Annotated in this window: 15 protein-coding genes; 4 read left to right on the forward strand and 11 right to left on the reverse strand. The window is 40.1% G+C overall.

The annotated features are described in order from the left end of the window. Positions 1-39 precede the first annotated feature (39 nt). From BM015_RS11240 to BM015_RS11255, 4 genes are read right to left on the reverse strand one after another with little or no spacing between them, the layout of a single operon-like run. Positions 40-321, reverse strand: coding sequence for a hypothetical protein (locus BM015_RS11240; RefSeq protein WP_090658378.1), 282 nt, complete (start codon positions 319-321; stop codon positions 40-42). Beyond that, a complete protein-coding gene (locus BM015_RS11245) occupies positions 311-538 on the reverse strand; it encodes a hypothetical protein (RefSeq protein ID WP_090658380.1) in 228 nt (75 codons plus the stop codon). The genes BM015_RS11240 and BM015_RS11245 overlap by 11 nt, the downstream gene beginning before the upstream one ends. Positions 539-541: 3 nt before the next feature. Beyond that, positions 542-2,035: a histidine ammonia-lyase gene (gene hutH, locus BM015_RS11250; protein WP_090658382.1), complete on the reverse strand. Its 1,494-nt coding sequence runs from the start codon at positions 2,033-2,035 to the stop codon at positions 542-544. 14 nt (positions 2,036-2,049) lie between these two features. Next, on the reverse strand, positions 2,050-2,532 hold the full coding sequence (locus BM015_RS11255) for a MarR family winged helix-turn-helix transcriptional regulator (RefSeq protein ID WP_090658383.1): 483 nt from the start codon (positions 2,530-2,532) through the stop codon (positions 2,050-2,052). Between the two features lie 297 nt (positions 2,533-2,829). On the opposite strand from BM015_RS11255, the gene BM015_RS11260 reads away from it, so the two are divergent. After that, a complete protein-coding gene (locus BM015_RS11260) occupies positions 2,830-3,261 on the forward strand; it encodes a DUF2147 domain-containing protein (RefSeq protein ID WP_177191883.1) in 432 nt (143 codons plus the stop codon). A 65-nt stretch (positions 3,262-3,326) separates the two neighbouring features. Next, a complete protein-coding gene (locus tag BM015_RS11265) occupies positions 3,327-3,608 on the forward strand; it encodes a GlsB/YeaQ/YmgE family stress response membrane protein (protein WP_090658387.1) in 282 nt (93 codons plus the stop codon). 23 nt (positions 3,609-3,631) lie between these two features. On the opposite strand, the gene BM015_RS11270 is transcribed toward BM015_RS11265, so the two are convergent. The 3 genes from BM015_RS11270 to BM015_RS11280 all read right to left on the reverse strand — a co-directional run bounded on the left by BM015_RS11270 (position 3,632) and on the right by BM015_RS11280 (position 6,596). Beyond that, positions 3,632-5,146, reverse strand: a complete 1,515-nt coding sequence (locus BM015_RS11270) for an arginine deiminase family protein (protein WP_090658389.1) — start codon at positions 5,144-5,146, stop codon at positions 3,632-3,634. Between the two features lie 96 nt (positions 5,147-5,242). Beyond that, positions 5,243-5,950, reverse strand: coding sequence for a spheroidene monooxygenase (locus BM015_RS11275; RefSeq protein ID WP_177191884.1), 708 nt, complete (start codon positions 5,948-5,950; stop codon positions 5,243-5,245). A gap of 1 nt (position 5,951) precedes the next feature. Next, entirely contained in the window at positions 5,952-6,596 is a 645-nt protein-coding gene (locus BM015_RS11280) for a J domain-containing protein (protein ID WP_090658391.1), read from the reverse strand. Between the two features lie 62 nt (positions 6,597-6,658). Between BM015_RS11280 and BM015_RS11285 the strand changes: the two genes are divergently transcribed. Next, positions 6,659-7,399 (forward strand): ThuA domain-containing protein, encoded by a 741-nt coding sequence (locus BM015_RS11285; protein WP_090658393.1) that lies wholly within the window; start codon positions 6,659-6,661, stop codon positions 7,397-7,399. A gap of 59 nt (positions 7,400-7,458) precedes the next feature. Here BM015_RS11285 and BM015_RS11290 read toward each other — a convergent pair whose 3' ends face one another. Further along, positions 7,459-8,361, reverse strand: a complete 903-nt coding sequence (locus BM015_RS11290) for an alpha/beta hydrolase (protein WP_218148482.1) — start codon at positions 8,359-8,361, stop codon at positions 7,459-7,461. Between the two features lie 188 nt (positions 8,362-8,549). Beyond that, entirely contained in the window at positions 8,550-11,831 is a 3,282-nt protein-coding gene (locus tag BM015_RS11295) for a S41 family peptidase (protein WP_090658397.1), read from the reverse strand. 190 nt (positions 11,832-12,021) lie between these two features. On the opposite strand from BM015_RS11295, the gene BM015_RS11300 reads away from it, so the two are divergent. Continuing rightward, a complete protein-coding gene (locus BM015_RS11300; RefSeq protein ID WP_090658399.1) occupies positions 12,022-12,696 on the forward strand; it encodes a lipoprotein signal peptidase in 675 nt (224 codons plus the stop codon). 103 nt (positions 12,697-12,799) lie between these two features. On the opposite strand, the gene BM015_RS11305 is transcribed toward BM015_RS11300, so the two are convergent. Together BM015_RS11305 and fumC are read right to left on the reverse strand one after the other, a co-directional pair. Beyond that, the gene (locus tag BM015_RS11305) at positions 12,800-13,687 is read right to left on the reverse strand and encodes a hypothetical protein (protein WP_090658401.1); all 888 of its coding nucleotides are present in this window, start codon (positions 13,685-13,687) and stop codon (positions 12,800-12,802) included. 65 nt (positions 13,688-13,752) lie between these two features. Then, positions 13,753-15,177 carry a class II fumarate hydratase gene (fumC, locus tag BM015_RS11310; protein ID WP_090658403.1) on the reverse strand — a complete coding sequence of 475 codons (1,425 nt, stop codon included), beginning with the start codon at positions 15,175-15,177 and terminating at the stop codon, positions 13,753-13,755. Positions 15,178-15,345: the final 168 nt, after the last annotated feature.

Raw genomic sequence — 15,345 nt, forward strand, 5'->3', positions numbered from 1 at the left:
TGCTTTGTGCTTTCATTTAAAATTTAATTATGACGAACCTTATTTAAACAACTTTTTTATTTTTTTAGGATTCTGTGAAGTGTTCCAAAAAAGCAGTAACTCAATTTTGTTTTTAATTTGATTATACCTGTAAACTAATGCTACACGTTTATGTATAAGCGTATATCTTATATTGGGGTTTTTATAATTTCTTGCAATTTTTTCTTCAGATAACAATTGGAAATTTTCAATTTCTTTTTGAGTCCAGTTTGTTTGCAAATAACGGATGATTTTTATATAGCTATTAATAGCATTTGGCATCCAGATAATATCAGAAGGCATTTTTTATTTTTTTCATGGCTTCTTCATGGGTTAAACCTTCTCCACTATCTGCTTGTTTAATTGATTCCTGAATTTCAGATTTAATTTCTTCAGGCATTTCATTCCACCAATCCGCAGAATCAACTTCTAACATAGCATGCATCATTCGCAATGTTTTTTCATCCGCAGCATCAATCATACTTTTCACTTCTTCACGTAATGTTGCAATCTCTTCCATAATCTAAATTTTATATGAAGTTACAAATTCCACCGCTTTCATCATATCGTCATGTAAAACCCTATCTTCCTCATTAAATGAAACAACCTTTCTGAAAGCCGTATGTAACTCTTCCAGCAACTCAGAAGTTTTTGCAGGCCTTCTGAAATCCAATGCCTGTGCGGCGCTCAGCAATTCAATTGCCAACACTTTTTCAACATTATCAATAACACGCAAACATTTTGTGGCAGCATTAGCCCCCATACTTACATGATCTTCCTGGTTGTTGCTGGATGAAATAGAATCAACGCTGGCTGGTGTACATAATTGTTTGTTTTCACTCACTATACCGGCAGCAGTGTATTGCGGAATCATGAAGCCGCTATTCAGGCCGGGATCAGTTACCAAGAACAATGGAAGGTTTCTTTGCCCGCTGATGAGTTGATAAATCCTGCGTTCGCTAATATTAGCTAATTCGCTCATGGCAATGCTTAAAAAATCCAACCGCAATGCTAAAGGCTGGCCATGAAAATTTCCACCGCTAACAATTAAATCATCATCCGGAAAAACATTTGGATTATCTGTTACTGAATTTATTTCGGTTAAGAAAACATCGAGCACATTATCAAAAACATCTTTTGTAGCACCATGCACTTGTGGCACACAACGAAACGAATATGGGTCCTGCACCTGCTCTTTTTTATGATTTGCAATACCGCTGCCATTTAAATAATCGCGGATAATTTTTGCTGTTGCAATTTGTCCTTTATGTGGGCGGATCGTTTGAATACATTCGGTTAGCGGCTCGGTTATGCAATCAAAAGCATCAAATGATAAAGCGCAGATAAGGTCAGCCATCTTTATCAACTGCTCCGCTTTTTTCAAACAATATAAACCATAAGCACTCATGAATTGCGTGCCGTTTATCAGCGCCAAACCTTCCTTGCTTTGCAGGCGGATAACTTCCCATTCCAATTCCTGCCATAAACCTTCCACCTTACGTCTTTCACCTTTATAATTCACTTCACCCAAACCAATTAACGGCAAACTTAAATGGCTTAAAGGTGCCAGGTCGCCTGATGCGCCCAGCGAACCCTGTGTATAAATTACCGGCAATACATCATAATTAAACATATCCATCAGCCGCTTCACCGTAGCAATCTGCACACCACTATAACCATAGCTCAGCGATTTCACCTTCAGCATCAGCATGAGCTTAACAATAACGGCAGGCACCTCCTCTCCCATGCCACACGCATGCGATTTTAAAAGATTATCCTGCAGTTTTTCTATCTGTTCGTTTTTTATGCGCACATTCTGCAAAAAGCCAAAGCCGGTGTTTATACCGTAATACACTGAATTTGGATCAGCCATTTTTTTGTTGAGGTATTCGCGGCATTTATTAATGCGGTCATGTGCGTCAAACGTGATGGAAATTTGCTGATCATAATCCAGCAGGTTTTTTACCTGTTCAAAATCAAGCCAGCTTTTATCGAGAGGAAGGTAATTATAGCTCATAGCAAATAATCAAATTACAGGTGCGATTCAATCCTGTCAAAAAAATCTTTTTCACTCAAACTGGTTTCAATTCCCGTTAAAGCTTTTAATATTTTTTTACTGCTGCTGCCCGATTCTTCCGCCAATTCATTCATGGCTTTTTCAAGCGCAAACCAAACGGGTTTTATTTTTTCGAGCAGCTTCCTGCCCTTTGCAGTAAGCATAATATTTTTATGACGGGCATCGGCTTTTGAGATAACGGATTTGATAAAACCTTTTTGCTGCAGGCTGCTTGCAAGCTGGCTGATGGCTGAATGTGATACCTTCAGGTTATTAGAAATTTCTTTTATGGAAACTTCATCTTTTTGCGAGAGTATATAGAATACAGGAAACCACGAGGCATCAAACTGTATTTTATGATTTTTGTATATGCGGTTTACATCATTTATAAATGTATTCCCCAAACGTTTTAAACGGCTGCCGAAAACAAGAAAGCCTAAATCCTGGTAAAAATTCATCCAACAAATATATAAGTACTTATATATTTATGGTTACAGGTGAAATATTTTTTATTTAAATTCTTTCATTTACCAGTTAAGGGTGTGCTGTACCCGGAGGTTTTTCCCTGGCCAAATTATTTATAACTATTATTCCAAACTCACATTACTTATGCATATATTGCCATCAATCCGTTAAATGAAGCTTATCATTCAAACCTGGCAGAGTATATGCCTGGAGAATATATTCTGTTAAAATAAAAATCATATAATAGTTGCATGCACTTTGCATATAAGTTGCAATCCATCTTAACGCCGATGAAATATATTACTGTGATTGCTTTGTTATTATCAGCCTTTTCGCTTAATGCGCAGCATAATCCTGATGCTATATTAGGCAAATGGGAATCTGCAGAAAAGAACCTTATTGTGGAAGTTTATAAACAGGATGATAATTTCCAGGCAAGAATAGTCTGGTTCAGCAATCCCGGGAATATGCTGCCTGAAACAGATATAAAAAACCCTGACAAAGAATTAAGGTCAAGGGAAATCGTGGGCATGGATGTATTATCAGGACTGGAATACAATGCCAAACAAAACAGGTGGGTGGGCGGAAAAATTTACGACTGTACCAGCGGCCGCACCTGGGATGCTACTGTTTGGTTAACATCGCCAAATGATCTTAAAGTGAGAGGATATTATCTTGTGCGATGGTTAGGGAAAACAATGCTATTTACACGGGTAGAATAAATTGCTTATTACAATTTTAAAATTAGCCTTAGCTAAAAGGTTTATATTTAATTAAATTTTTTGCCATGACATTAATGGGATTTCTGCTCCTGCTTTTAATAGCTGCAATATGCGGCGGCATTGGCCAGTCGCTTGCCGGTTACGATCTTGGCGGCTGCCTTGTATCAATTATCGTTGGTTTTATCGGCGCTTACATTGGCACATGGATAGCAGCCAAATTCGGCTTGCCGCCTATATTTGAAATTTCCATACAAGGCCAGTCTTTTCCTGTTGTTTGGGCCGTAATTGGTTCTGCTGTTTTTACGGCCATTATAGCTTTGCTTCGAAGAGCATTTACTGGAAAATAATTCAACTGCCTTTTGATGCGCTATTATACCAGCCTGTCTCTTAATAAAGGCATGCTCATGCAATGCGAGCCCCCACGCGCCCTTGAGAGTTCCGCAGAAGGCAATAAAATCAAGGTGTTTTTTATTGATTGCGGGCTTAAACCTTCATCAAATTTTTTAAACAATTCAGTTGTAGTAATTACATCAAAACCATTTTTACGAAAGCTTTCAGCGGTGTAATCATTCCTGTCGTAACCAATTACAACGCCTTCTTTTAAAGCAACCACATTGCAGGAGTCTGTCCATTGTTCGCGGTCATCATAAGGGAATTCATTACCCCCGCTGTAAATTATTTTTACATCAGCAGGATCGCAATGATAATCTTCCACACTTACCTGCACCAGCAATTCTTCAATACCCGAAAGTTTTTTATCAACACTATAATCTATCTCGGGTTTATAAAAAGCATCGGCAGGTTTATAAAACTGCAATATCTCCGGCTCTTCAATACCTACTAAATCCGGCTGGTGCATCAGCCGCCTTAAATAAGACTGTTTCACTTTATTTTCAGCAGCAATAATATTTTCAGAATACCTTCCATACAACACCCAAACATTTCGCTTCACCTGGGTGAAAATGGTATCAATGTGCATTTGCGCACGGTTTTTTGCAATTTTTACAACAGAAATTTTTTCAATACCGAGATCCTTTGAAAATATAGTATGGATGATTTCATTGATGGCATTGGATGAAGTTCTTTCGCTGCACCCGACAATTAAATGTTGCGGGTGTATCATCATAATATCGCCGCCTTCAATGCTTATAAAACGTGCTTTGCGTTCCATCTCTTCATATAAAAAGAAATCACTGTCTTCAATCACTTCCATCACCTTGTTTGGGTCTTCTTTAAACAGGAAATACATGGCAAGAAATTTTGTAATGAGCGATTCGCGTTTTCTCGCCGTGGTGGCCATGCGGCTTAAAAGAACGTGGTCTTTAATCATAATGCCGATATCCCTTGTAAAAATAAAATTGGGTATGGGCGGAAAGATGTATTGGTCTTCATGCGAACCGCTTGCTTCTTTGGGCAGAATGCCACTGATCAAAATTTTTGCAAGCAGGGCTGTGTCATCAATGGCCTCAAGCTGCAGTTGTGTTTTATGGCTTGATTCTTCATACGAACAAACGGCTGAAATTAAACGAAGCTTTACTTTTTCATCTTTCAATATCAACTCTAATAAATGCTGCACTTCAAGCACTTTATCTGAATTGAAATATTCTTTCTTACCGGGAATGAAGCAATTAGCTTTCAGCTTTTCATCGGCAGAAGCCTGGCAATTTTTTATATAATCAATTTTAGCAGGATCAAGAAAATACAACAGCAGCATTACATAGTGATTGTATTCTTTCTGCATGCTTTTTAGATGAACAATATCATCGTATAAGTTATCGGCAAAAGTGCCCGGTATTATTTTTCCAATGCCTCCGTCAGGGCTGTGTATAATTAATTTTCTAAGCGTACCAATTTCTGATTCTATATAATAGTTGTTATCATTCATAAAATATTTTTTGATTAGTGAAGAAGAATAATGCAGCAATAAACAAAGGCCGGCTGTGCTGCACGTTAGGTAAGATTAAGAAAAATGGCGAGCAGGTTATGCTTCTTCATAAGTGGCTTGCAAGGTAAGCTTTTTTATGGCAATGCTTTCGTTAAAACCTTCTATGCGCAGTACACGAAAGCGCACAAACATTTCTTCTTTATACCAGTTTTCACTGCGGGTTTTATGAATTACTTCTTTATGTTGTTGCAAGCCGTATGCAAAATTTTTCATAGCAGTTTTATTTTCCCAGATACTGAATGTTGCCTGTTTTATCCACGGCACCTCGCCTATCCCATAAGAAACAATTAAGCCTTTTGCTGAAGGCATTATATCTGCTACAGCATCAACATTACTCCAGAAATTTTTTAGACGGCTTAATCGTATGGTTGCCCTTGTTAATACAGCTACCGGCCCGTCATACATTGTTTCTCTCGATAATTCTCCAAAAACTTTTTTTCCATCCCATAAACCAAAGCCTTCTATCGGTTGCAATAAAAATTCTTTTATATCACATCTAAACAAGTTCCAATAGCGGGAAAGGAATCCCGGTGCTTTTGTTGTTTCATCATCTGCCGTAAATAATAATGCCCATTGATTTAAATCAGGATGAATATCAAACGTTCCATTCTTTCCGCTGCCCATTAGTTTAAAGAATTTAATCTTTTTATTTAGCCATAAAGGCAGGCGGAACAAAGCCATTGACAAAAAACCAAATATGCTGAGATGTTTAGGATAACGTGTTATAATGAGCGTGCAATACATGTTATCTGGCTGCCACTAAAAAAATAATTAAACATAAAACCGCAGCAAGCACAACGGCTAAAACAATTTTATATTTTTCCCATCGCTCCTGTTTATGTTGCTGTCGCAATAACATATTCAATTCATGTTGCAGCCATTCATGATCGGTATATAAAGGCTGCATTAATTCAATCAATTGTTTTGTTTGATGTGTTGATAGGTAGCCCGCCGCAAAACTTACCTGCCGTAAAAATTGTTTAAGTAATGATTTATTTGTATTTGGCAGCAGTTGCATATCATCAGGTATTAACTGCTGCAATGCATACAGCAAGGCATTTTTATTAAAGCGGAAAGGGTCTGTATTTTTTAAATCCGCATTTATTTTCCCAATACGCTGTATTAATGTTTCAATTGTTTCAGCCGGGCGTTTATATTCTTCTTCGGCAGTTAAATAACGCTCATAATTATAACGCTTCCTTGCGTCCGTATCACCAAGCACTTTATAGGCTTCTGCCGCATCCGTGAAAATGGCAGCGGCAATGGCATCGCCGGGATTCTTATCTGGATGATACAACATAGCAAGCTGCCGGTAGGCTCTTTTTATTTCTGCAATTGTTGCTGATGATTTTACATTCAATACGCGGTAATAATCTTTTGTAACTGCCATGCATGGCGAAAGTAAGTGTTATCCTAATGTATTAATTTCACCGCTTATAAAATGCAAGAAAAATGATTAAATTAAACACCCTGGTATGCACCTTCTTTGCCATTTTTTTTATGAATACAATATTTGCCCAGTCGCCTAAAATATTGGTATTTAGTAAAACTACCAGTTTCTATCATGAGTCAATACCCGAAGGCATGGCTGCCATTCAGGCTTTAGGAAAGCGTAATGGTTTTGGTGTTGATACCACAAGGGATGCCGCCGCTTTTACTGATCAAAACTTAAAACAATATGCTGCCGTAGTTTTTTTGAACACAGCAGATGAAAGCAGCACTTTATTTACCGAGGCGCAAAGAGCGGCTTTTGTGCATTTTATACAATCCGGAAAGGGTTATGTGGGTGTGCATGCAGGCTCAGATGCATTGTATAACTGGCCCTGGTACAACCAGCTTGTGGGCGCTTATTTTAAGAACCATCCAAAACCGCAGGAAGCTGAATTAACTGTTACAGATAAAAATTTTATTGCAACAAAAGAGTTGCCCGCATCCTGGAAACATTTTGATGAATGGTATAATTACAAGCAAACCAACTGGGATAGCGTACATGTGCTTTTAACAGTGAATGAGAAGAGTTATGCCGGTGGGGAAAACGGCAACTACCACCCGGTTTGCTGGTATCACAATTATGACGGCGGGCGCTCCTTTTTCCTGGGGCTTGGCCATACTAAAGAATGTTATACCGACCCGCTTTTTTTAGACCTGCTGCTGGGTGGTATTAAATATGCAATAACAAACAGAGATAAGTAATACAGTTCAGTTGAACTTGCAGAAAGCGTCTTTATGTATGCAGTGCAAGGGTTAGCTTTCTAATTATCATCAAGAAATTGCTCTATGTCGTGCGTCCATTCTGTTCGATATTTATTCAAATAGTTTTCGTGCCCTGCAAATTGATATGTCTTCAGCATTTTTTTGCCAGGCAGGTTTGAATAAATAATATCTATCTCTTTTCTGCTCACATTATTGTCTTCTTCGCCATACAGAAGTAAAACAGGACAGGTTATTTCTTTTGCGTAGTCTTCAGGATTATGGTTAAATGCCCAAAAACCATTTTGAACCCCGCCCCAAAAAACGAGAAGCCCGGCCATTGGAAAAGTTGGAACATTCATATTATTAAACCGGGCACATACCGTCTTATACATTGTGCCAAACGGGCATTCTATAATTATTCCTTCAGGCTTTAAGTCATAATCTTTTATAGCTTTCATTACAGCAACTGCACCCATTGATGTACCAAAAAGATAAATATTCTTCACGCCTTTATTTACCAGGTAATCATAGGCTGTTTTTACCTGTTCTGCTTCTTTAAACCCTATGGTTGTAGTGTTTCCTTCAGAGCCGCCGCTTCCCATAAAATCAACCAGGAAGGTGTTGTAATCCAGGTTGCCAAAAATTTCAGCTTTATCAAGCATTGAAGATTTCTCTCCCCCATAACCGTGACAAAGTATAACCGTTCCTTTAACAGTATCAGCTCTCATTCCATCACGCTTGGTTAAATACCAGCATTCAATTTTTTTGTTGCTTTGAAGATGGATCGTTTCATAATAACCGCCGGGCTTGGTTTTATTGATTGGCCTTGGGTTATTAACTCCAAAAAAAAGTGCTTTCAGCTTTCCACCAAATTGCAGTTGTTCAGGTGTTTGGGTTTTCTCAATATTAGTATCAGCAAAATGGGTGAATTTATATGAATGAAAAATCGCAACAATATTCATGAGGATAATAGCCAATACTGCTATCCGAATAACCTGCTTTACTATTTTCTTTCGTTTTATCAATTGATTTTTTAACGGTTTAACACTTTGATATTTCGCCCGCAGGTTTTTTTGACTAACATTCATAATTAAACCAAAAGCGTCCTGCACTTTTAAGATACAGGACGCCTGAAAGCATTTTCAATAAATTATCTTGGTTCAGCAGCCGGTTTTGCCGGTACTTTATATCCTTGCTTTTGCATCAATGATTTTATTTCGGTGATGGCACGCTCTAATTGCGGATCGATGCCTTTGGCCATGGCGGCAAGGTCTTCATCCACATAAATATCCGGGTCAACGCCATGTCCTTCTTTAAACCATGTTCCGTCGGGATTATACATACGGAAACTCGGGGCTGTTATGCTGCTGTTATCAATAAGGTCGGGTACGCCGCTTATGCCTATCAATCCGCCCCAGGTGCGGTTGCCAATCAGCGGGCCCAGCCCTTTCTTCCTGAAGAAATCAGGGAAAGCATCTCCGCCTGATCCGCTCCAGCCATTAATCAGCATCACCTTCGGGCCAAAATTGGCAAATGGTGGCCAGGGCCAGTTTTCGCCATCCCTTACAGCCCAATAAGCCAATGGTGTGCGATTGAGGATTTCTATAAAACGGTCTGGTATCTGGCCGCCGTCATTAAAACGCTCATCAATCACTAATGCTTTCTTATCCCATTGTGCATTAAACTGGCGCAGCAATTCCGTTTGTCCGTCAACGCCGGTGCTTGGAACATATATGTAACCAACTTCGCCGTTTGTTGCAGCTTCAACCCGCTTGCGGTTCTCATTTATCCAGTTAAGATAACGCAGCCTGCCTTCATCATCCATTGTTTGCACAATAGCCTTTTTTGCGCCGGTAAACGATGGTTTATCATTGTAAGTTAACTCAATGGTTTTATTGGAAAAACCTTCAAAAGCTGTAAATGGTTCGTGTGCCGTGGTTAATGGTATGCCATTCACTGCGAGAATATAATTGCCTTCTTTTATATCGATGCCCGGCTTATCCAGTGGCGAACGCACTTCACCATCCCATGGCGCTGGTTTTATAATTTTTTCAATTTTGTAATAGTTGCCTTCGGCCTGCCAGTTTACACCAAGATAACCAACGGCAATATGCTTCGTTCTTTCAGTTGGCTCAACACCATGATAAGTATGTGAAGCATTTAACTCACCCAGCATTTCACCGATGATAAAATCAACATCGTATCTGGTGGCAGCATCATCCAGCATTTTTTGATAGCGTTGTTTTACCTGCACCCAGTTTACGCCATGCATGGTGCTGTCATAAAAATAATCCCGTTCAATGCGCCATGCATCATTAAACACAGCCTGCCATTCTTCTTTCGGATTAACGTTCATCTGCATATCGCCCAGCGGCACTTTCTTATTCGCATCGGCGCCTTCGCTTACCTTTATTACAGCCAGGTCGTTGCCAACCTGCACCAACGCTTTTTCACCATTGCCCGCCAGGATATATCTTCCCACATTATCAATGATTTTCTTCTCCTTCCTGTCTTCAATATCAAAATATTTTAAAGCTGGATTTTCTTCTTCTGAACCTGTATTCGGCATTTTTACATACAGGATTTTGCCTTTTACCGCGCTAAGGCCGGAGTAATTACCCGGTGTAATTGGCAAAAATTCAAGCCTTCCTTCAAAGCCATCGAAATCAATTTTCACGGCTTTATCATCATCTTTATCCGCTTTATCCTCCTTCTTATTGTCTTTATCTTTTTTTCCTTTTTTTGAAGATGAGGCGGCTGAATCTTCTTTCTGCTTATCTTCTTCAATACTTATCGTATCATTTTTAGGATAAAGCAAAGAAGGCGTTTTCTGAAGAAGGCTGATGGCTCCTACTTTAGTGGAATTGGCATATACGAAAGAATTGTCAACATCGCTGTAATAAGCCTGGAATTCCTGATTGGTAAGCACATACAGGTATTTACCTTCGGGATCAAATACCGGGTTGTAAAAACTGTAAAAACCGCTTGTTGCGCGGTGCAACTGACTGCTGTTATAATCATAAATAAATACGCTGTTATGATTATTTTCTTCGTCAAGCGTAAAGGCCAGCCAGCGGCTGTCGGGGCTCCAGCTAAATGTAAAATATTCAAGCGCACCATGCGTAAGACGTTTGCCATGTGCAACGTCTGCTGTGGTGCCGGTGGCCGCGTCAACAATTTTTACCTGCATGGCCTTATCAATAAATGCCAGTTTTTTGCCATCGGGGCTCCAGTTTAACGCATACCTGAAACCGGGGCCGTAACTGGTTATTTTTCTGGCTGAATTTTCATTACCGGTTTGCATAACCCACAATTCATATTCACCACTTTTATCGCTCCAGTAAGCAATGCTTTTGCCATCGGGTGAATAAACCGGATAACGTTCCGCATTGCCCGGAGTATTCGTAATATCTTTTACTACACCTTCTGTTGCAGGCAATGAGAAAATCTCTCCTCTCGATTCAATCAGCACACGGTTACCATCATTGGAAATAGCAGGATGCGTAAAGTAACTTCTCACATTTAGCATGTAAGGCTTTAGCGGCGCTTCATCGGCAACCACCTGTATCTTTATTTCTTTTGGGGCGCCGCCTGTCAGCGGGTATAAATACAGTTTACCGCCATTCTCAAATACAATATCATCCGGCCCTAATGATGGGTAATGAATGTCATACTCTGTGAAATGGGTAAGCTGTTCAAATGATTTATTGCTGATATTATATCTCCACAAATTCATGCGTAAATCAGTGCCGCGGTCTGAAATAAAATAAATATGATCGCCGCTCCACATGGGATATTCATAACCGGCATCGCTCTTACCGGAAATATTTGCAGAAGTAGTGTCTTTAAAATCATAAACATGAATATCAGAACGCCAGCCGCCGCGGTAACGCTTCCAGTTACGGCCAATCTGTGTGCGGAAATTTAATGCCATCTGCTGTCCGTCAGGCGAATAAGAACCATATTCAGCATAAGCAAAAGGCAGTTTTGTATCAATGCCGCCGGTATCGGCAACGGAATAAAACTGGTTAAAACGCTGCTTGCCACTTTCGCGCATGGAAGCAAAAAATACATGCTTGCCATCGGGCTGCCAGTCAACAACCCGATCCGGGTAATCATGTGCCGTTAAGCGCACCGGCACGCCCCCTGTTGCAGGCATCACATACACATCTGTATTGCCGTCATAATTACCGGAGAAAGCAATTTTAGTTCCATCAGGTGAAAATTTTGGCCAGGTTTCAGGGCCGGGAGGCGAACTTAATTTATAAGCTGTTCCGCCGTTTTTTGAAACGATCCATATATCATTTGCATAGGCAAAAACCACCTGTGTTTTTGAAACATCCGGATAGCGCAGCAAACCTGCATCTATTTGTGCAGTTGCCGTTGTTACCATAAATATTGCTGTACCAAAGACTGAAAATATTTTCCTCATAAGCTAAGTTTATAAGTATTTCGGCAAACTTAGTTTTACAATAAGAGAATAACTAAAACAGCCTTAAGATTTTTTTAAATGAATGCAGGAACTGATAATGCGGGTGTTGAACGGTAAATTATACCAATAAGCTTAACAAAAACTCACATCTTTAACCATTATATTTGCGCCCTTAATACTCTCCCAAATAATGAAAGGCAAACACGTAGCGCTGCTAATTATTTTAATACTCGTTGCAGACCAGGCGCTTAAATTCTACATAAAATTAAATTACGTTCTTGGTGAAGAGCATAACGTTATCGGCAGTTGGTTTCGCCTGCATTTTGTTGAAAATGAAGGCATGGCCTGGGGTTTGAAATTTGGCGGCGGTTTGGGTAAAATTCTGCTAACGCTTTTTAGGCTGGTAGCGGTAATATTCGGCACTTATTATTTAAGCCAGATCATTAAAAAGAAATACCATAAAGGTTTTATTATTTGCGCTGCCTTAATTTATGCCGGTGCTTTCGGCAACTTAATCGATAGTTTATTTTATGGTTTAATATTCAGCGGCAGCAATCCTTTTACTGTGGCAACCTTGTTTCCTGCAGCCGGCGGTTATGCTTCCTTCTTTCACGGGCAGGTGGTGGATATGCTGTATTTTCCCATCATCCAAACGACTTATCCTTCCTGGTTTCCCATAGCAAGCTGGCGCGGAGATGTGTTTGAATTTTTCAGCCCGGTATTTAACCTGGCAGATTCTTCCATTTCAATCGGCGTGATTGCGTTGCTTATCTGGCAGAAGAAATTCTTTCCGCAGCATACACACAACGAAGAACCTATTAAAACTTCCCCGGCGGAAATTGATGACAGGGTGAAGGCGGTGTAAATATCCCCGCAATCCAGGTCACATTCCCAAAAAAATGCGCCCCGATTTGGGACGCATTGAATTCTATACATGAATTTATTGCGACAATTATGTCTATTACTTTTTAAGGAAAGAATATGTCTATAATGCCATTTGTAATTGGCACAACAGCACCCGAGCTTGTAAGTACGTGCCCGGAAAATGTTCCTTTCATTTCTTTTGTTATTGCATCATACGAAGTAACCACAATAGCGAAATCTGTCCCCGCATCTAAAAGGCTTGCTGTATAAATCGGGCTAATAATGGATGTTGCATCTATAAAATTAAATACAACTCCATTCTTGGCAGAAGTATATGTACCTGGCTGAATATCAGACGCTGCAATAAGGAAATTCAGGCTCAGGATTGTATCCTTGGTGGCAGTTGAACCGGCCACAAGCAGAATAGTTGCCACGCCGGATGAATTATCTTTTGAAGATGTATCAATAGTACCGGTAAAAGTTAACGAACCTTGTGTAAACTTCCATGTGCCTGCTTGAACCTGGGATGTATCACTATTTCCTGTTGTATCAATTCCGCCCAAACCCGTTCCGGTGCTGTCCTGCACATTAATTGCAAATGAACAAACCGTACTGTCAAAACTTACATTAAATGTGGAAGTGCCCACAAGTATAGGATGGCCTGAAGGTTTCAACTGTATGGTGTTAACCCCGGTATTGCTGAAATACCCGGAATCGGAAAAACTAAACCCGTTTGCCGTATCTGTTTTTATATTATAACCACCGGTTTTTGTAACATTTACCTGAAGTTCAACATACGCTGTATCGCCGCCCGGCGTAACGCCATTATAATACGTACCATGCACGGTGCTGGGAAGACAGTCGCCGGAAGAATCCCATAAACTTCCTTCTGCGGGGATGGTATTGCCTTTTTCAAAACTGTATTCCTTCTGGCAGGAGAAAAATGCCAGGAAGCAGGTTATTACAAATAGATATACAAGATTTCTGTTCATGTACAATAGTGTTCGGGTTTAATAACGTGCGGCAATCTTAATAAATTGTCCGCACATTAATGAACTTAGTTTTTTAATTCACCCACCATATTCGCAGGCACTACCCATTCATCAAATTGCTCAGATGTCATGTGCTCAAAATCAAGGCCTTTGAGTTTATATTCAAGCGCTGCCTGCTTTAAGGTAATGCCGCGTTTGTGCGCATCCTGCGCAATGGCTGCCGCATTGTAATACCCGATTTTTGTATTCAGCGCTGTAACCAGCATCAGGCTGTTATCCACATGCTTTTTAATATTAGCTTCGATGGGTTCAATGCCAGCAGCGCATTTGTCATTGAAAGAAACACTGCCCTCTCCTATCAGCCTTGCACTATGCAAAAAATTATAAACCATCATCGGCTTAAAAACATTCAGTTCAAAATGGCCTGTTGCGCCGCCAATATTAATGGCTACATCGTTACCCAATACCTGCGCCGCAATCATGGTTAATGCTTCGCATTGCGTTGGATTTACCTTGCCGGGCATGATGGATGAGCCGGGCTCATTATCAGGAATATGAATTTCACCAATACCTGCTCTTGGCCCGGAAGAAAGCATGCGCACATCGTTGGCAATTTTCATTAAACTAACTGCAACGGTTTTCAAAGCGCCGTGCGCTTCCACAATAGCGTCATGTGCTGCAAGGCTTTCAAATTTATTTTCTGCGGTGATGAAAGGAAGCCCGGTTAATTCAGCAATCTTCTTTGCCACCAGTTCAGCATAGCCTTTTGGAGTATTGATGCCCGTGCCAACAGCTGTGCCGCCAAGCGCCAGCTCTGATAAATGCGGCAATGCATTTTTAATAGCTTTTATACCATGGTCCAGTTGCGAAACATAACCGCTGAATTCCTGGCCCAGTGTAAGCGGCGTGGCATCCATAAAATGGGTACGGCCTATTTTTACCACGTGCATAAAAGCCTTACTCTTTTCCTTTAAAGTGTCACGCAGTTTTTCCAGGCCGGGAATGGTTTTTTCAACCAATATTTTATAGGCAGCAATGTGCATGGCTGTGGGAAAAGTATCGTTGCTGCTCTGTGATTTATTTACATCATCATTCGGGTGCAGGAATTTTTCTTTATCGGTTAATTTACCGCCATGCAATACATGTGCACGGTAAGCAACCACCTCGTTCACATTCATATTGCTTTGTGTGCCACTGCCGGTTTGCCACACCACAAGCGGAAACTGGTCGTCTAATTTATGGTCAAGGATTTCATCGCACACAGCGGCAATGGCATCTTTCTTTTCTGCCGGTAAAACGCCCAGTTCAAAATTGGTAAGCGCAGCCGCTTTTTTAAGATAGGCAAAAGCTTCAATAACAGGTTTGGGCATTTTATTAATATCCTGTGCAATCTTAAAATTTTCAACACTGCGTTCGGTTTGAGCGCCCCAGTAAACATTGGCAGGCACTTTTACTTCGCCCATAGTGTCTTTTTCTATTCTGTATTCCATATAAAAAATTTTTCGCGGCAAAGGTAATCCCGAATGAGCAGAAGAAGGAATGAAAAGCCGAATTATGCCGCTGTAAATTCTATTTTGGTTGCCACAGATACACAGATTTTTATCTATGCATCTGTGGCAATATCCTTTAATAGATTTTTGCCAAATTATTTAAGGAAT

This window comes from Parafilimonas terrae, from assembly GCF_900115755.1.
GTDB lineage: Bacteria > Bacteroidota > Bacteroidia > Chitinophagales > Chitinophagaceae > Parafilimonas > Parafilimonas terrae.